The sequence below is a fragment of the Kitasatospora sp. NPDC059817 genome (assembly GCF_042731835.1).
Lineage (GTDB): Bacteria > Actinomycetota > Actinomycetes > Streptomycetales > Streptomycetaceae > Kitasatospora.
In genome coordinates, this window is the sequence record NZ_JBHWIR010000180.1 from 1,918 (window position 1) to 2,909 (window position 992).

Consider the following 992-nt stretch of genomic DNA (forward strand, 5'->3'; position numbering starts at 1 on the left):
CGCGCGGCGTCTGTGTGGGGGGGCGGGCCCCCCCCCCCTGTGTGGTCGCCCCCGCGGGGGGCCCACTCTACCCCCCCACCCCGGGGCCCGCCCCCCGCCCCGGCGCCCACCCCGGCCGCGGGGGCCGGTCCGTTGGCGCACCCGGGTGGGTGCGCCCTACGGGGAAACGTTCAGGCGCTCAGCGGGTAGCGCGCGTCCAGGTCCCGGAAGACCGCGCCGTTGAGCACGAAGGCCCGCTTGCACTCCTCGACCACCCGGCGCCGCTCCACCTCGTCCATCGCCAGCCCGGCCGCGTCCAGCCGGGCCCGGTAGTCGCGCTTGAAGGCGGCCGGGTTGTCGACCTCCTCGAAGACGTAGAACCGCACGCCGTCGCCCTTGCGCTCGAAGCCCCAGGTCTTCTCGGCGATGCCGCGGATGATCTGACCGCCGGACAGGTCGCCCAGGTAGCGGGTGTAGTGGTGCGCGATGTACCCGGCCGGCCACGTCTCGGCCAGTTCCTCCACCCGCGCGACGTACGCGGCGGTGGCCGGCAGCGGCGCCAGGCCGTCCTGCCAGTCCGGCCCGCGCAGGTGCGCCAGGTCGCGCTCGATGGCGGCGGTGCGCAGCAGCGCCCGGTCGATGAAGGGCCCGGCGAGCGGGTGCTCCGCCAGGTGTCCGGCGCGGTTCTCCAGGGCCCGGTAGACGTACCAGAGCTGGCCGGTGAGGTCGGCGTAGGCCTCGATGCCGAGCCGGCCGCCCAGCAGGTGGCTCATGAACGAGGACTGTTCCGCGGCCTCGTGCTCCTCGCTGCTGGCGGTGCGGAGCGCGGTGGAGAACGGGACGGGCTCGGGCGTGGGCATGCGGCCTCCAGGATCGGATTCGGCCCCGATTGTTTTGGTTAGCCTAACCTAACAAGCCGTGGGGGCGGCACGGGAGTGGGGCAACGCGCGCGGCCCCCCCCCCCCCCACCGCCCCAGCCGCGGCGCGCGCGCCGAGCGCCCACACACCCCCAC

General features: G+C 75.5%; 1 protein-coding gene. It reads right to left on the reverse strand.

Annotation, left to right across the window (positions count from 1 at the left end; all coding sequences use genetic code 11):
- Positions 1-170: 170 nt before the first annotated feature.
- The gene (locus ACFV61_RS28755) at positions 171-839 is read right to left on the reverse strand and encodes a heme oxygenase (biliverdin-producing) (protein ID WP_380494754.1); all 669 of its coding nucleotides are present in this window, start codon (positions 837-839) and stop codon (positions 171-173) included.
- Positions 840-992 lie beyond the last annotated feature (153 nt).

What these genes read in the sequence shown, in the direction of transcription:
- ACFV61_RS28755 (WP_380494754.1), bottom strand. Translation starts at nt 839, where the DNA reads ATGCCCACGCCCGAGCCCGTCCCGTTCTCCACCGCGCTCCGCACCGCC.